The 16,209-nt window shown below is 66.4% G+C and carries 14 protein-coding genes and 1 pseudogene; 6 read left to right on the top strand and 9 right to left on the bottom strand.

Annotated features, from left to right (window positions below; genetic code table 11):
• Nucleotides 1-3 precede the first annotated feature (3 nt).
• From ACZ5CM_RS03660 to ACZ5CM_RS03670, 3 genes are read left to right on the top strand one after another with little or no spacing between them, the layout of a single operon-like run.
• Entirely contained in the window at nt 4-1,653 is a 1,650-nt protein-coding gene (locus tag ACZ5CM_RS03660) for an FAD-dependent oxidoreductase (RefSeq protein ID WP_464641353.1), read from the top strand.
• Nucleotides 1,650-2,831, top strand: a complete 1,182-nt coding sequence (locus tag ACZ5CM_RS03665; protein WP_464641355.1) for a transketolase C-terminal domain-containing protein — start codon at nt 1,650-1,652, stop codon at nt 2,829-2,831. Before ACZ5CM_RS03660 ends, ACZ5CM_RS03665 begins: the two co-directional genes overlap by 4 nt.
• Nucleotides 2,832-2,835: 4 nt before the next feature.
• Nucleotides 2,836-3,708: a thiamine pyrophosphate-dependent enzyme gene (locus tag ACZ5CM_RS03670; RefSeq protein WP_464641356.1), complete on the top strand. Its 873-nt coding sequence runs from the start codon at nt 2,836-2,838 to the stop codon at nt 3,706-3,708.
• A 106-nt stretch (nt 3,709-3,814) separates the two neighbouring features.
• Here ACZ5CM_RS03670 and ACZ5CM_RS03675 read toward each other — a convergent pair whose 3' ends face one another.
• Genes ACZ5CM_RS03675 through had form a run of 8 tightly spaced genes read right to left on the bottom strand, consistent with a single transcriptional unit; the run spans nt 3,815 to nt 11,693 of the window.
• Entirely contained in the window at nt 3,815-4,057 is a 243-nt protein-coding gene (locus tag ACZ5CM_RS03675; protein ID WP_464641357.1) for a YfhL family 4Fe-4S dicluster ferredoxin, read from the bottom strand.
• Between the two features lie 22 nt (nt 4,058-4,079).
• On the bottom strand, nt 4,080-4,925 hold the full coding sequence (bcrD, locus tag ACZ5CM_RS03680) for a benzoyl-CoA reductase subunit D (RefSeq protein ID WP_464641359.1): 846 nt from the start codon (nt 4,923-4,925) through the stop codon (nt 4,080-4,082).
• Nucleotides 4,922-6,250: a benzoyl-CoA reductase subunit A gene (gene bcrA, locus ACZ5CM_RS03685; protein WP_464641361.1), complete on the bottom strand. Its 1,329-nt coding sequence runs from the start codon at nt 6,248-6,250 to the stop codon at nt 4,922-4,924. Before bcrA ends, bcrD begins: the two co-directional genes overlap by 4 nt.
• Nucleotides 6,247-7,563 (bottom strand): benzoyl-CoA reductase subunit B, encoded by a 1,317-nt coding sequence (bcrB, locus tag ACZ5CM_RS03690; protein ID WP_464641362.1) that lies wholly within the window; start codon nt 7,561-7,563, stop codon nt 6,247-6,249. The genes bcrA and bcrB overlap by 4 nt, the downstream gene beginning before the upstream one ends.
• Nucleotides 7,560-8,735, bottom strand: a complete 1,176-nt coding sequence (gene bcrC, locus ACZ5CM_RS03695) for a benzoyl-CoA reductase subunit C (protein WP_464641364.1) — start codon at nt 8,733-8,735, stop codon at nt 7,560-7,562. Before bcrC ends, bcrB begins: the two co-directional genes overlap by 4 nt.
• Nucleotides 8,732-9,499, bottom strand: a complete 768-nt coding sequence (locus tag ACZ5CM_RS03700) for a cyclohexa-1,5-dienecarbonyl-CoA hydratase (RefSeq protein WP_464641366.1) — start codon at nt 9,497-9,499, stop codon at nt 8,732-8,734. Before ACZ5CM_RS03700 ends, bcrC begins: the two co-directional genes overlap by 4 nt.
• Nucleotides 9,496-10,617, bottom strand: coding sequence for a 6-oxocyclohex-1-ene-1-carbonyl-CoA hydratase (gene oah / locus ACZ5CM_RS03705; protein ID WP_464641368.1), 1,122 nt, complete (start codon nt 10,615-10,617; stop codon nt 9,496-9,498). Before oah ends, ACZ5CM_RS03700 begins: the two co-directional genes overlap by 4 nt.
• Nucleotides 10,618-10,628: 11 nt before the next feature.
• Complete coding sequence (gene had / locus ACZ5CM_RS03710; protein ID WP_464641370.1) at nt 10,629-11,693, bottom strand: 6-hydroxycyclohex-1-ene-1-carbonyl-CoA dehydrogenase; 1,065 nt, start codon at nt 11,691-11,693, stop codon at nt 10,629-10,631.
• A 189-nt stretch (nt 11,694-11,882) separates the two neighbouring features.
• On the opposite strand from had, the gene ACZ5CM_RS03715 reads away from it, so the two are divergent.
• The gene (locus ACZ5CM_RS03715) at nt 11,883-13,631 is read left to right on the top strand and encodes a 2-oxoacid:acceptor oxidoreductase subunit alpha (RefSeq protein ID WP_464641371.1); all 1,749 of its coding nucleotides are present in this window, start codon (nt 11,883-11,885) and stop codon (nt 13,629-13,631) included.
• The gene (locus ACZ5CM_RS03720; protein ID WP_464641373.1) at nt 13,628-14,452 is read left to right on the top strand and encodes a 2-oxoacid:ferredoxin oxidoreductase subunit beta; all 825 of its coding nucleotides are present in this window, start codon (nt 13,628-13,630) and stop codon (nt 14,450-14,452) included. Before ACZ5CM_RS03715 ends, ACZ5CM_RS03720 begins: the two co-directional genes overlap by 4 nt.
• 94 nt (nt 14,453-14,546) lie before the next feature.
• On the opposite strand, the pseudogene ACZ5CM_RS03725 reads toward ACZ5CM_RS03720, so the two are convergent.
• A pseudogene (locus ACZ5CM_RS03725) lies at nt 14,547-14,786 on the bottom strand (transposase); the annotation flags it as partial.
• Nucleotides 14,787-14,857: 71 nt separating this feature from the next.
• Here ACZ5CM_RS03725 and ACZ5CM_RS03730 point away from each other — a divergent pair.
• Nucleotides 14,858-16,017 (top strand): IS3 family transposase gene (locus ACZ5CM_RS03730; protein WP_464637742.1). Its coding sequence is split into 2 segments (ribosomal slippage): nt 14,858-15,107 and nt 15,107-16,017, totalling 1,161 coding nucleotides; the frame shifts between segments, so codons are not numbered across the junction.
• The last annotated feature ends 192 nt before the right edge of the window (nt 16,018-16,209 follow it).

Genomic DNA, 16,209 nt, shown 5'->3' on the forward strand with positions numbered 1-16,209 from the left:
TCCATGGATGACCATCTTTCCCCGCTCTGGACCCACCTGACCAGCGCCGGCCGGCGCACCGGCACCTGGCGCAGCGCGCTGCCGGTGTGGGAGAACGCCCCCTCGCCCTGTCTTGCGGCCTGCCCGGTCGAGGGTCGCATCGCCGAGTGGATCGGCCAGCTGCGCGAGGGCGATCTGCGCGGCGCCTGGGAAACCCTGTGCGACAACAACCCCTTTCCGGCGGTGGCCGGGCGCATCTGCCACCACCCGTGCGAAGGCGCCTGCAACCGCAACGAGCTGGACGAAACCGTGGGCATCTGCGCGCTGGAGCGCTTCGTGGGCGATGCGGCGCTGGCCGAAGGCTGGGCCTTTCCCCCACCCGCGCAGGAACGCGACCTGTCGGTGGCGGTGGTGGGCGGCGGCCCGGCCGGCCTGTCGGCGGCCTATCAACTGCGCAGGCGGGGAATCCGGGTGGTGCTTTACGAACGCAGCCGCGCGCTGGGCGGGCTGATGCGCCACGCCATTCCCCCCTACCGGCTGGAACGCGCGGTGCTCGAGGCCGAGATCGCCCGAATCCTCGCTCTGGGGATCGAGGTCAAGCTTGACTCCGAGGTGACGGATGCGGCCGCGCTCGCCGATCTGCGCGGGCGTCACGACGCGCTGTTCCTGGCTGCGGGGGCAGGCCTGCCCCGGCGCCTGCCGGGGCTGGACGATGATGCGCCCTGGGTCGTGGACAGCGCCGCGTTCCTGGCCGCCCCGCCCGAACTTCAGTCCGAACGGGCCGGCGCCCATGTGGTGGTCGTGGGCGGTGGCAGTGCGGCGATGGATGTGGCCCGCACCCTGCGCAGGCTGGGGCGCGAGGTGACGGTGCTGGCACTGGAATCCGAAGGGCAGCTGCCGGCCCAGCCGGTCGAGCTTGCCCAGGCGCGGGAGGAAGGCGTGCGCTTCGAAACCGGCGCCCGGCTTGTGCACGCCACGCCCGGGCCGGGCGGGCTCGGGCTGGAATGCGAGCGCGTCACCTTCCGCCCCGGCGACCGGCCCGGCAGCTTCCGCGCCGAGCCGGTGCCGGGCAGCGCCTTCCGCCTGCGCGCCGACACGATCATCCCTGCCATCGGCCAGGAAGCCGACCTTGAGCGCTGGGGCACGATGCTGGGCGCCAGGGGCGGGGTGATCGCCGCCGGCCCCGGCGGGCGCACCCGCGTCGATGGCATCCACGCCGGCGGCGACATTGCCAGTCACGACCGTTTCGTCACTGCCGCCATCGGCATGGGCAAGCGGGCCGCGCAGGCGATTGCCGCGGAACTGGAGATTGCGCCCGCCGAAGTCCGGACCGCAGCGTCCGAGCCGGTCGGTTTCGACCGTATCAACACCGCCCATCACGAACGCCTTGCCCGACAGCGCGCCGCGGAACTGCCTGTTCCCGAACGCCTCTCGGGTTTCGCCCTCGTGCAGCAGGCGCTGGACGCGGACGCAGCCCGCAACGAGGCCCGCCGCTGCTTCAGCTGTGGCACCTGCATCTTCTGCGACAACTGCCATTTCTACTGCCCCGACATGGCGGTTGCCCGGCTTGAGGGCGGCTATGCGGTGAATACCGACTATTGCAAGGGCTGCGGGCTGTGCGTTGCCGAATGCCCCACCGGCGCGGTTCTCATGCGCGAGGAGAAGACCCCATGAACGTCCCGGCGAGACACGAGGCGGCCCGGCTGCACGAGATGCAACTGCTCAGCGGCAACCACGCCGTTGCCTGGGGGGTACGTCTGGCGGCGCCCGACGTGGCCCCGGTCTATCCGATCACGCCGCAGACCCCAATTCTGGAAAAGCTGATCGCGTTTCAGGCCGAAGGCGCGTTTCAGGCCGAACTGGTGACGCCGGAATCGGAACACTCGGCCATGGCCGCCTGCATCGCCGCCGCAGCCACCGGGGCGCGGGTGTTCACGGCCACCTCTTCTCAGGGGCTGATGCTGATGCACGAACTCCTGCACTATGCCGCCGGCGCACGCATGCCCATCGTGATGTTCAACGTCAACCGCACCCCGGCCGCGCCTTGGGGCTTCTGGCCCGACCAGATCGATAGCCTGTCCCAGCGCGATACCGGCTGGGTGCAGCTTTACAGCGAAAGCCCGCAGGATTCGCTCGATACGGTGATCCAGGCCTTCCGCGTGGCCGAGGCGGCAGAGCTTCCGGTCATGGTCAACCACGACGCCTTCTATGTCAGCCACGCGGTGGAACCGGTCCATCTGCCGCAGCCCGAGGCCGTGCGCAGTTTCCTGCCCCGCCCCGCGCGGTCCTTCACGCTGGACCCTGCCCGCGGGCAGTCGCTGGGGGCACCGATCGGGCAGGCGGACTGGAACCGCACCCGGCGCAACCTCGAACGGGCCATGGGCGGGGTCGAGGCGCTGGTGAACGAGGCAGGCAGGCTGTGGGGCACTATCACAGGGCGGGCGGGCGGCGCCCTTGACCCCTACCGCACCGAAGGGGCCGGGGTGGTCTTCGTGACCATGGGCAGCATGGCCGGCACTGCCCGCGAGGCCGTGGATCGCCTGCGCGCGGAGGGCGTGGCCGCGGGGCTGCTGCGGGTGCGCCTGTTCCGCCCCCTGCCGGCCGAGGCGCTGCGCGCGGCGCTTGTGGGGGTGGATTGCGCCATCGTGCTCGACCGCAACCATGCGCCGGGCACGGGCGGCGTACTGCACCAGGAACTCAGGGCCGCGTTGTTCGATGCCCCCGCACCCCCGCGCCTGCATGGCTGCCTCGCCGGGGTGGGCGGCGTCAACGTGCCGGTCGAAAGGCTGACGGCGCTGGCCCGTGACCTGGCCGGGGCCCGGCCCGCCCCGAACCCGCAATGGCTGGAGTGACCCCATGAAGGATACCGCCTATACCGATCAGGGCCTGTTCTGCCCCGGGCATGTGGCCTGCGCCGGCTGCGCCGAGGCGCTGAGCATGCGCATCATCCTCAACACCGTGGGCGAAAACGCCATCGGCGTGGTCGCGCCCTCCTGCACCGCGGTGATTCTGGGCGGCCACCCGATGAGCTCGGCCCGCATCCCCTTCCTGCACGGCACGCTGGAATCGGCCGCCGCCTCGGCGACGGGGGTGCGCCGTGCGCTGGCGGCACAGGGGCGCGACGACACCACCGTGCTGTGCCTGGCCGGCGATGGCGGCACCTACGATATCGGGCTGCAGGCCCTCTCTTCGGCGGCCGAGCGCAACGAGGACATCCTCTATGTCTGTTTCGACAACGAAGGCTACATGAACACCGGCGGGCAGAAGAGCTCCTCCACTCCGGCCGGCGCCGCCACCGGCAGCACGCCGCTGGGCAAGACCACGCGCAAGAAGAACCTGATCGAGATCCTCGCCGCCCACCGCATCCCCTATATCGCCACCGCCAGCCCCTCGCATCCGGGCGACATGGCCGCCAAGGTGCGAAAGGCCAAGGCGATCCGCGGCATGAAGGTGCTGATCGTCCTCATTCCCTGCCTGCCGGGCTGGGGGCTGGCCGACGACGCGGCCACACGCACGGCCCGCCTGGCGGTGAACGCCGGGATCTTCCCGCTGATCGAGATCGAGAGCGGCGAGACCTGGACCCTGAACGCAGAGCGGACTGAAACCGACATCGGCTCCTGTCTCGACAGCCAGAAACGCTATCGCCACCTTGACGCCGCCACCCGCGCCGCGCTGCAGGCCGAGGTCGATGCCAACTGGGCCCGCCTGACCGCCCTGGCCGGGAGGTGACCACCCGGAAGAGCCGGGAACATAGCCCGGCCCTCCCTCCTTCCTCTTGCCATAAATACTCCGGGGGGCGCGGGGGGCAGAGCCCCCCGCCCGGTCCCGCCGACCGCTATTGCAGCGCGTCGTACTTGGCCTGAAGCTCCTCTTCCGTCTCTTCCCAGTCCGGGTTGGGAACGATGCAGTCCTCGGGGCAGACCAGCTTGCATTGCGGCTCGTCCTCGGCGCCGACGCATTCGGTGCATTTCATCGGGTCGATGATGTAGAGCGGATCGCCCGCGCTGATCGCCTCGTTCGGGCAGACCGGTTCGCAGGCGTCGCAGGCGGTACAGCCTTCGATGATCATCAGTGCCATGTGATTTTCTCCCTTCCCTCGATCAGGATGCTTTCAGCAACTGCCCCGAAGCGGCGAGCTTGTCATGCCGGAAGGCGCCCCACAGCGCCGCGCCAATGGCACCGGCATAGATCGAATCGGGATGGTTGGTGACGCGCGCCTCCATCCCCTTCATCTTCGCCAGCTGCTCGCGCAGCGCCTGGCACAGCCCCTCGTCCCGGGCCAGCCCACCGGTCATCATGATCACCTCGTCGCGCACCTTGATCGATTTCAGAAGCCGCGCCAGCCGGCTGGCCATCGACAGGTGGATGCCCTTCAGGATGTTCGGCGCGCTGATCCCCCGCGACACCATGTTGATCACGTCGGTTTCCGCCAGCACCGCGCAGATCGACGACACTTCCTCGGGGTCGTCGGCCTGCATGGACAGCTGGCCGATCTCGTCCTGCGCAATCCCCAGATAGCGGGCGATGTTCTCCAGAAACTGACCCGAACCCGAGGCGCACTGGCTGGTCATCTTGTAGTTCAGCACCTTGCCCTTCTCGTCGGTGATGATGGCACGTCCGTGCAGCGCGCCGCAATCCAGCGCCGCCCTGGCCTCGGGGTCGAGGTAGCGCGCCCCGCGGGCGTGGCTGGTCATCGAGTAGAAGTGACCGGTGTGAAAGGGGATCGCCTCGCCCTCGCCGGTGGTGGCGATGTAGTCGATCTGCGCCTCCTCCAGGCCTGCATCCTCCAGCACCCGGTCGAAGGCTTCGCGCGCCAGTTGCATCGGATCGCGCTGGCGGATGCGCAGTGTGCATTTGGAGAGCCACTCCTCGCGCCCGTCCTCGACCCGGAAGATCGCGGCCTTGACCGCGCCGGTGCCGACGTCAATTCCCGCTGCCAGTGTCATGCTTCCACTCCTTCCATGCGCCCCTCGGCTGCGCGCCGGGCAAATTCCGCCGCCCCCAGCGAGCCGGTGTAGATCGAGTCGGGATTGATGTTGATCGTCACCTCTCCGTAATTCTCGTGCACCAGCTTCTTCAGCTCGCGCACGGCGGCCTCGTTCTTGGCCACGCCGCCGGTAAAGGTGAACTCGTCCGTCACCCCGCCCGAGCGCGACAGGATCGAGATCGCCCGCAGGATGATCGCCCGGTGCAGCCCGGCAAGAATGTCCTCGCGCTTCTCTCCCAGTGCCAGACGATCGCGCAACTCGGCGCCCGCGAATACCGTGCAGGTCGAGTTGATACGCGCGGGCTTGTCCGACTTCATCGCCATCGGGCCCAGCTCGTGCAGGCCCATCTTCATCTCGTCGGCGATATAGCCCAGATAGCGCCCGCAGCCGGCCGCGCAGCGGTCGTTCATCTGGAAGTTCACCACGATGCCGTTTTCGTCCACCTGGATGCCCTTGGTATCCTGCCCGCCGATATCCAGCACCGTGCGCGTGCCCGGATACATCATGTGCGCGCCCAGCCCGTGGCAGAGGATCTCGCTGCGGATATGCTCCTTGGAAAAGGGCAGGGTGACGCGGCCATAGCCGGTACCCACCAGATAGCTTTCCTCCAGCTCGATCCCCAGCGCGCGTTTCGCCTTGGCGGCCAGTTCCGCGGCGGTGCCGGCCGCGTCGCCTTCGGTCACGCGGCGCATGGCGCGGGTGAACTTCTCGTCCAGAGACCCCGAGGGCGGGCGGTTCTCGACCGCGATGATCGACTTGTCGTAGATGTTGATCAGCAGGTCATAGGGAATGCCGGACTCGCGCCCGACCTCCTCGGCCAGCGCCAGAAATCGCGACCCGGCGATGTCGCGGAAGAAATCCGACTTGCGCGCGGCACCCGGCGCATACATGGCCGGGGCTTCCTCGCGGATGCGGCGGAAGACCTCGGCCAGCGCCGCCCTGACCCCGTCGGCGTTCTTCTCGAAGCGTTCCCCGCGCACCAGCCGGGTACAGGTTTCCTCCAGGTCCGCCAGCTGTTCGAGGAACTGCTCCAGCCGGAACGAGCGTTCCAGCGCGGCCAGGAAATCCTCAACCTTTTCGTCAATGTTGCCCTCGCTGCCGAACTCGCGCCGGAACAGGGTGAAACGGGCATCCACCTTGGCCTCTTCAGTGGCCACGGCGCAGGCGGTTTCGTAGTTCGACCGCGAATTGGTGATGCCCCGGCCCAGAACGCGCTGATCCTCGTCCAGCAGCACCGCCTTGGTGGTGGTCGATCCCAGATCGATTCCGACAAAGGTCTTCATGCCGCCACTCCTTTCCCGCTGCGTTTCTGTTCAACCATCTGGAAATAGCTCTCCAGCCGGTTCTTGACGTTGGCGGCCGAGAAATAGCGCGGATCCACAAGGTCGGTTTCGATGAAGGCGGCCGGCTTGCCGGTGCGCTTTTCCACCTCGCGCATGATCAGCAGCTGCCCGGCCGAGAACGAGTTGCAGGACTTGATCGAGTTGATCAGCAGCCCGTCGGCCTCGTATTCGTTGATGTAGTTCACCAGCATGTCGATGCGCATGGGCAGCGAGCGGTTGGTGTAGACGTTCAGGCAGTATTCGGCGAGGCTTTCCAGCGGCCGGTTGGGATCGTGGCGGAAGCCGAAGTCGTAGGTGCCGCCAACCTTGGTATAGCTGGACGCCACCACCGTCGCGCCTTCGTCGTAGAACATCTTCCAGAACTGGCGGAAATTGGTGTAGTTGGGCGGCCCTTCCACCACGAGGCGGTATTTCTCTTCCTCCATGGTGCCGTCGGGGGTGACGGGGCCCAAGCCCTTTTCCATCCGCTCCTCGACCTCTTCGCGCAGGAAACGGTAGTAGTCGATGGCGTCATCGGTGCCGCGGAAGGCGCCGAAGATCGGCCCGATATAGTAGATGCCGCCGAAATAGGCGTCGATCGGGCTGGGCTTGTTCTTCGCGCTTTGCAGCACGGCCACCAGGTCATCCTCGGCTTTCGCCGATTTCTTCAGATATTCGCGCAGCCGGTCGATGTCGAACTTGACGCCCGAGACCTCCTCCAGCGTCGGGATCACGTCCTCCTTCAGCTGCTTGACCATGTACTGGATCATGTTCGGGGTGATCTTCCCGTCGGCCATATAGGGCGTCTGCAGGAAGATGGTCGGGCATTTGTACTGCTCGCGCAGAAGCTCGAACCATTTGAGGAAGGTGAAGCAGCCCGTATAGGACAGAAGCAGCACGTCCGGTTCGGGCAGCGGCTTGCCGGTGGGGCCGATATTGCCCTTCAGCATCATGCCGATGTCGGATTTCACATAGGTGCAGACGTCTTCCGAGTGCCCGGCGCGTTCGGCCTCCATGATGTAGGCGCCCGATTTGCGGCGCAGGCCCGACTGGATGGCGTTGACCTCGGGCAGGTTGTTCACGAGGTCGAAGCACATGATCAGTTCGTTCAGGTTGCCCGGAACGAAGGTCGAGCACACCTTCTCGCCCGTCTCGGGCGCGGCGCACAGGCGCTCGTAATGGGCGTTGACCATTTCCTTCTGCTTGAGCATCGAGGCGTCCTTGAGGACGTCCTGCGCCGGGGCGGATGCGGGTCTGGCGGCTGAGGGTTTCATGCGGCGCTCCACAGTTTGATGGAATCGGCAAAGGTTCCGGCCTGCTCGCGGATCGGCTGCATCTGGCCGGAGTTCTCGGCGTATTTGAACGCGATGTAGGGGATGCCGGCCTCGGCCAGCACGTTCTGAAGCATCGGCCGGTCCAGCAGCGCCGGGTCGCAGAAGCTGGTGGCGGCGAAGATGACGCCTTCGGCCCCCGTCCGGCGCACGGCGTCCACCAGGAAGCGGCCCTTCTTCGCCTCTTCGGGTTCGTATTTGGGGGCGGTGGACATGGAGTGATGCAGGAAGGCGCGCGAGAGGTTCTCCAGCGGATCGCCGGTTTCGGGCACCTCCTCGGTCAGCATCCGGGCGACCAGGGTGAAGTCGTCATCCACCACATAGCAGCCGGCCAGTTCCAGCGACTTGATGAGGTTGAGGGGGGGTTGTTCGCAGAACATCCCCGTCACCACCACCCGGGCATTGTCCTTGACGGGGCGGCTCTCGGCCTCGGCGGCGGCGATGTAGTCGCGGATCATCCGGGTGTGCTCCTCGACCGGCAGGATCAGCCCCGCGCGCATCAGGAGGTAGGATTCCCAGGCCGGGAACTGCCAGGGCCGGGCGGCGCGATGTTCGTAGAGGTCGCGGATGGCGCGGCGGTTCTCGTTGTAGAGGGCAATCGAGGCGTTGATCGCGTCATCGGTGACCTTGTGCCCCGAGATGCCTTCGAGCCCTTCCAGCAACTCGCGCATCTCGCCGATGTAGAACTGGCCGCCGATTTCGTCCTCGAAGGTCTGGGGGGTGTCGAAATACTTGACGTAAACCCCCGGAAACAGCGTCATCCACATCCCCGAGAGGTTGCGGATCACGTCGCAGATCGAGGGAAAGATCATCCCCGAGACGAAATCGAGCCGCCCCGACAGCCCCAGCTCGATGGTCGAGCGCGGGATGCGGCAGATATAGGACTGGTAGTAGGCGTCGCCGTGGATCACCTCCAGCTGGTCGCCCCCGCCCATGATGCCGAGTGGCAGCATGCCGGCGGCGTGGATCAGCTCGCGCGGGACATAGATCGGCAGGTGGCCGATCACATGGCGGTTCTCGCCCGCCGCCTTCCATTCCCGCGCGGCGGTGAAGTTGACGTCGTCATACAGATCTTCGCAGCGGGCGACGATGTCGGCTGTGCTCTTGTCGGTCATCTGTTTTCCCATCTTGCCGGGCGCTTGGCGATGAAGGCTTCCAGCCCCTCAACCGCGTCGCGGGTTGACATCAGTTCGTTCAGATAGAGCGTCTCGACCGCATCCAGCTGCGGCAGGACGCGCGCCAGATATGGGGCGCGGGCGGCCCGTACGCCCAGGCGCAGGGACGAGCGGCTTTTCGGCGCAAGGTATTTTTCCGCCCAGGCGCGGGCGGCGGCCTCGGGGGTGTCGGAGAGGTGATCGACCAGCCCCGCCTCCAGCGCCTCGTCGCCGGCGATCGCGCGGCCCGACAGCAGCAGATCCTGGGCCAGCGCCTGGCCCATGCGTTCGGGCATGAGCACGCTGGCGGCGGGGGCGAAGACACCCAGCGTCATCTCGGGCTGGCCGAGCCGCGCATCGGGTGCGGCCCAGATCAGATGCCCGGCCATGGCGACCTCAAGCCCGCCGCCCAGGCACTGGCCGCGCACCGCCACCAGCACCGGGACGGGGTATTGCAGCATCCGCCGGATCAGCGCGTGCAGCGATTTCAGCATCGCCTCGCACTGCTGCGGCAGGTGCTCCTCGACCGAGGCGCCGAAGCTGAAATGCGGCCCCTCGGCCTCGACCAGGACGGCGGCCAGGTCGATCCGGTCGGCGTGATCGGCCAGAGTCCGGTCCAGCGCCGCGATCATTTCGGCATCGACGATGTTCGCCTTGGGCCGGTTCAACCGCAGCCGCAGCAGCGCCCCGTCGAGGTCGTGGCTGATGGCCAGGCAGTCGCTCATTTCCGCGCTCCGGGGATGTGGCTGTCGATGAAGTCCCGGCTCCATTGCGCGCCCTCGGCCAGTTCGCGGCGCAGGGCCACGAAATCGACTTCGCGGCCGACCTCGCGGTTGCCTTCGTTGAAGGCGCGGAAACCCAGGTTCGCCTCGGCCAGCATGTTCAGCCCCAGCCAGGCGCGGGCGTTTTCCTTGTTCGCGTTCCAGGCGTCGAGCTTGGGCTTGCGCAGCTCTTCCAGCGTCTTGGTGGTGCAGCCGGGGAAGGTGAGCAGCAGCTTGCCGCACAGCTCCTCCACCTTCGCGTCCAGCAGGGAAAGGTCCACCTCGCCGCGCGCCATCAGGGCCTTGCCCTCTTCCAGCGCCTTGCCGGTCTTCGGCTCGCCATGCAGGATGCGGCCCCAGGCGTCGGTCTTCATTTCAGTTTCGACCAGCGGGTTGGGCACCCATTTTCCATCCACCTTCAGTGCCGGCACGATGTCGGTCAGGATCCCCAGCCGCATCGCCTTGTGGGCCGAGAAGGGCTCGCACAGCACGCCCGAGACGAAGGCCTGCTCGCAGCCGATCATCACCGGCAGGAAATCGGTCGAGCCCCCGATCGGCGCGCTGCCATGTTTCGGCCCGGCCTGGCCGAAGCGGGCCAGATCCTGGGCCACGGAGAAGTCGCAGGCCATGCCGATTTCCTGCCCGCCGCCGATGCGCATGCCGTTGACGCGGCAGATCACCGGCTTGTCGCAGGCCAGGATGGCCGAAACCATGTCGTTGAACAGCCGCATGTACTGGCGGTATTCCTCGGGCCGGCCGGCATAGTATTCGGCGTATTCCTTCGTGTTGCCGCCGGTGCAGAACGCCTTGTCGCCCACGGCGGTGAACACCACCGCGTTGACGTCGCGCATGTTCGAGGCAGCCCGGAATGCCAGGATCACCGCCCGCACCATGTCGGTGGTGTAGGAGTTGTACTGTCTGGGGTTGTTGAGGATGATCCAGGCGTTGTAGAGCCCCTCGGCCACGGTTCCGTCGGGCAGCCTTGCCGGGCGGCGCTCGAAGATCACCTGGTCGGTGATTGCCTCGCGCGCGGCATCGGAAACAAGGTCGTGGGATACGAAATCGAACTTGGCGTCATTCATCTGACTCTCCTTCAACTGTCGGGCACGAGGATCTGCCGGCGGGTGAGCTTCCCGGCATGGACCGCTTCGAAGACGGCATTGATGTCGTCGAGCGGCCGGCGCTCGACGAAGGGGGCAAGCCTGACCTTGCCGCTCAGCACAAGCTCCAGCGCGCCGGGATACAGCTCGGGCGGGCAGCCCCAGTTGCCCAGGGCGCGGGCGTGGAAGGCCATGAGGTTCGAGAGGCGGATTTCCACCTTGTCCATGGTAAAGCCCACCACGCAGAGCGTGGCGCCATGGTTGAGCAGCCCGAAGGCCGTGGTCTGGCCGGCCTTGGTGCCGGAACATTCCATGATGATCCATTCGCGCGTGCGCAGGCCGTTTTCGCGGGCGAAGGCGGCGATGGCCTTCTTCAGCGCGCGGGTGTCGTGTTCGCGCGCGTTCAGTGTCAGCGCGGCCCCCGATTCGGCGACCGCGGCCAGCTTTTCGGGGACCACGTCGATGGCCACCACCGTGGCCCCCAGCGCTGCGGCGACCTGCACGGCATAGCCGCCGACTCCGCCGGTGCCGTTGACCACCACCAGATCACCGGGGCCCACCCCCGCCTGCACCGCCGCCTGGTACGGCGTGGTCAGCGCATCGGCCACCACCGACACGTCGGCCAGTTCCAGCCCCGCCGCCTGCAGCCGGTCCATGTCCACCGGGCACAGCCCGTGAGAGGGCACCGTGACATGGGTGGCGAATCCGCCCTGGATGTCGTTGCCGGGCATTTTCTGATTCGGGCAGATCGTGGCCTTGCCGCGTTTGCACGAATCGCATTCTCCGCAGGGGATCACCGCCGGCACGATGACCATCCGGCCAAGCCACTCGGCGGCGCCCTCGCCGGCCTCGACCACGCGGCCGCTGATTTCATGGCCCAAAGTCAGCGGCAGCGGATGGTTGGTGCGCACGCCGTCATAGAAATATCCCAGGTCGGTATGGCAGACGCCGCAGCCGGCGACCTCGACCACCACCTCGCCGGCGGCGGGGGGGGCAAGGTCGAATTCCTCTTCCCTGAGGGGCTCGCCAGGGGAAACCATCATCCATCGTCTCGGCATCGCCATCTCCCGTCCTGGCCCTGCAGGCGCCGGCAGAGAGAGGATTCGGCGCGTGTTGACAGGGCTTTCGATCTTTATTACCGTAAATCAGTACTCGATTACTGAAATTGCGTCAACCACCAATGCGACCCCGGCCGGAGCCCAGGCAGACCTCCCGGCAAGGCAGCGCCCAGAAGGATCGGAACGGACATGAATGCCTCATCCTCTCCCCCCACCGTTGCAAGGAGCGTCTCGTTCGCCATCGTCGGCACCGGCGGCGCCGGCGCCGTCACTGCCGGTTCGCTGTTGCTCGAGGCGGCGGGCAAGGCCGGCTGGTACGGGGTGATGAACCGTTCGGTCGGGCCCCAGATCCGGGGCGGCGAAGCGGCCGCGCTGGTGCGGCTGTCGCCGCGGCCGGTCAGCTGCATGTCGCGGCGCTTCGACGTGCTCGTCGCCATCGACTGGAAGAACGCCGAACGGTTCATCCACGCGATGCCGGTCGCCGCGGGCGGGCTGGTGATCTGCGACCCCGACGCCGGCGCACCGCCGCGCGAGGTGCAGGAGGGCGATTGCACCGTCGTCGAGGTGCCGATCGGCGCGCTGGCGAAATCGGTTGAAGGCGGGCGCGAGAACATGATTGCCGCGGGCATCGTAGCCGAGCTTCTCGGCCTGCCCGATGACGAACTGGCCGAGGTCATCGCCCGCAAGCTGGGCCGCAAGGGCGAGGCGGCGGTGGCGACCAGCCTGGAGGGCATCGCCGCCGGGCGTGCGGCGGCGCAGGGCATCGGACGCCGCCTGCCGCTGGAGCGGGCCTCTCCGCCCGAGGCGAAGCGCTGGCTGATTACCGGCAACGAGGCGATCGGGCTGGGCGCGCTGCGTGGCGGGCTGCAATTCGCGGCGGCCTATCCGATCACGCCGGCCACCGACGTGCTGGAATATCTGGCGCCGGCGCTGGCGAAGATCGGCGGCGCGCTGGTCCAGGCCGAGGACGAGCTGGCCTCGATCAACATGATCATCGGCGCCTCCTTCGGCGGGCGGCCTTCGTTGACCGCGACCTCGGGGCCGGGGCTGTCGCTGATGATGGAAAGCCTTGGCCTTGCGGCGGCGTCCGAGACGCCGATCGTGGTCATCGACGTGATGCGCGCCGGCCCCTCGACCGGCATTGCCACCAAGTCCGAGCAGTCCGACCTGAACATCGCGGTCTACGGGTTCCATGGCGATGCGCCGCATGTGGTGCTGGCGCCGCTGGGGGTGGCCGACTGCCTGTTCACGGGTCAGTGGGCGATGCATGTGGCCGAGAGCCTGCAGACGCCGGTCATCGTGCTGTCGGATCAGTCCATCGGTCAGTCGCGGGTGCTGATCGACCGGCCGGCAGACGTGGCCTTCCTGACCCGGCGCAAGGCCTATGATCCGGCGGTGCAGACGGATTACCGCCGCTATGCGGTCACCGCCGACGGGGTGTCGCCGATGGCGATTCCCGGTCAGCCCGGCGGGCAGTACACCGCCGACGGGCTGACCCATACCGAGCGCGGCGCTCCGTCCAGTTCCCGCCACGACCAGAAGGCGCAGATGGACAAGCGCCTGCACAAGATCGAGTCCTTCGATTATGGCGATCACTGGGGCATCGACGAAGGGCAGGGCGACATGGTGATCCTGACCTGGGGGTCGCTGACCGGGGCGGCGCGCGAGGCGCAGGAGGTGCTGGCGGGGGAAGGGATCGACGCGCGTCTTGTCTCACTGCGTCAGATCCTGCCCTTTCCGAAGGCGCGGCTTGAGGCGGCGCTGGCGGTGGCGCGCCGGGTCCTGTTCGTCGAACAGAGCCATTCGGGCCAGTTCCAGCACCATGTGCGCGCCCACATGGCGCTGCCCTTCGAGATCCGCAGCCTGAACCGCGAGGGGCCGGACCTGATCGGACCCGACGAGATTGCCAGTGAAATCCGCGATTGGAACAGCAAATGAACATCCCGAACCGCAAGGCGAGCGACTTCAAATCCGACATCGACCCGATCTGGTGCCCTGGCTGCGGCGACTATCACGTGCTGCTGTCGCTGACCAAGGCGCTGGCCCAGCTTGGCCGTGCGCCCGAAGACGTGGCCGTGGTCTCCGGCATCGGCTGTTCGTCGCGCATCCCCGCCTATACCAGCTGCTATGGCTTCCACGGGGTTCACGGGCGGGCGCTGGCGGTGGCGGCGGGGCTGAAGGTGGCGCGCCCCGACCTGACCGTGCTGGCCATGAGCGGCGACGGCGACGGGTTCTCGATCGGCGGCAACCATTTCCTGCACGCCTGCCGGCGCAACGTGGACATGACCTATATCGTCATGGACAATCGCGTCTACGGCATGACCAAGGGCCAGCCCTCGCCGACCACGGAACCCGACTGGGATTCGGCGCTTTCGCCCGGCGGCACGGGGCTGTCGCCCTTTCACCCGCTGGTGATCGCGCTGGCCTCGGGGGCCAATTTCGTGGCGCGCGAGTTCTCGGGCAACATCAAGGCTTGCACTGCCACCATCGTCGAGGCGATCCGCCATCCCGGCTTTTCCTTCGTCGAGATTCTCAGCCCCTGCGTGACCTTCCGCCCCGACGAGCGCGAATGGAAGACCCAGGTGCACAAGGCGGTCGTCGAGGCCACCGACGATCCGGCCCGTGCAGCGCGGCGGATCATGACCGATGACGGCTTCAACACCGGCATCCTTTATCGTGGCCGGCGCAAGCCCTATTTTGCCTCGGTCGCCGAGCGGCTGGATGACGTGGCGCCGCTGGAGCGGGCGTTCGAGGTCTGAGCCGGCTGGCGGAATGGCGCTGCGCGCCATGCCTCCGGCGGGAGTATTTCCGGCAGGGTCTATACAAGCTGAGTATTCCTGATCCCATGCTAGGTCATGTTGACAAAAGGCGAACCCAAAGTCGGATTGACGTGATGTCTATGAAACCCAGGAAGCTTTCGGCGGTCTTGTCGTAGCGTGTGGCGACGCGCCGGGCATTTTTGAGCTTGTTGAAACACCGCTCGACAAGATTGCGCAGGGCATACAGAGAGTGATCGACGCCGACGCGCATCTTGCGGGACTTGCGCATGGGAATTTGGGTCAGAACATCACGCGCATTCATCTTTTCCCGAATGCTGTTGACCTGCCCCCCGCCAACGCCCGCATTTTGAAGTAGAGTCTGCCCGATCAGAAAGGAGCAGACGAATTCGAAAGAGCCGTTTTACGGAGGCGCAAATCATTGCGATGATCAAGGAACAGGAGGCCGGAATGCCGACGGTGGAGGTTTGTCGCCGGCATGGGCTGAGCCCGGCGACGTTCTACAAGTACAAGTCGAAATACGGCGGCATGGGGCTTTCGGACGTGAAGCGCCTGAAGATGCTTGAGGACGAGAATGCCAAGCTCAAGCGCCTGTTGGCCGATGCGATGCTGGACAACGCGGTCCTGAAGGATCTCCTGGGAAAGAACTGACGACGCCGAGCGCGCGGCGTGATGCAGCGCTGCGGGCGATGCGGGATCATGGCATCTCGCAGCGCCGGGCCTGCAGGCTGGTCGGTGTCGATCCCAAGACGGTCCGGCGCGAACGCCCGCCGGACCATCCGGAGATCCGCGAAGCGATGAAGCAGATTGCGGGCAAGCGCCGCCGTTTCGGTTACCGACGGATCGGCGTGTTGCTCGAACGCAAGGGAATGATCATGAACCACAAGAAACTCTATCGCCTGTATCGCGAAGAAGGGTTGTCGGTGAAACGGCGGCGCGGGCGCAAGCGCGCCAGAGGCTCGAGGACGCCAATGCCCGAGGCGATCAGGCCAAACCAGCGATGGAGCCTGGACTTTGTCTCCGACACGTTTGGTGCTTCGCGTCGGTTCCGCATCCTGGCGGTGATCGACGATTGCTGTCGCGAGAACCTCTGCCTGGTTGCCGACACCAGCATCTCGGGCGCGCGTGTGGCGCGCGAGCTTGATGCTCTTGTCCGCCTCCATGGCAAGCCTGAAAGCATTGTTTCTGACAATGGGACCGAGTTCACCAGTCGGGCGATCCTCAAATGGGCGGACGACAATGACGTCGACTGGCATTACATCGATCCTGGCAAGCCTCAGCAAAATGCCTTCATCGAGTCGTTCAATGGCAGCCTGCGTGACGAGCTTCTGAACGAGGAGCTGTTCGATACTCTCGATGACGCCCGCCGAAAACTGGCCCTGTGGCGCTATGATTATAACAACGTCAGGCCCCACTCATCGCTGGGGAACCAGACGCCGGCCCAAGCGCGCCGGACGCTTGAGCGACCCAAAGGCTCCGCGCCCGGCGCGCTTGCCCAAACCGAAACCGCAGATTATGAAAACCAAACCCGCAGACTCTCGTTATGAATGAGGGACCATTGGGGGGCAGGTCAAAATGTTCAAAGAACGCCCATTCCTCGTCCGACATCAGGTCTCGTGCCAAGCTGACCTCCATTGAAGATACCAGCTTGAATCACGTCTACAGCTCCGTGTGAATCCTTTTTGTCAACACGGCCTAAGGTGCTCATATGGCTCGGAAAAACCGCTATCTGTTTCGGG

The organism is Piezobacter thermophilus, from assembly GCF_055386745.1.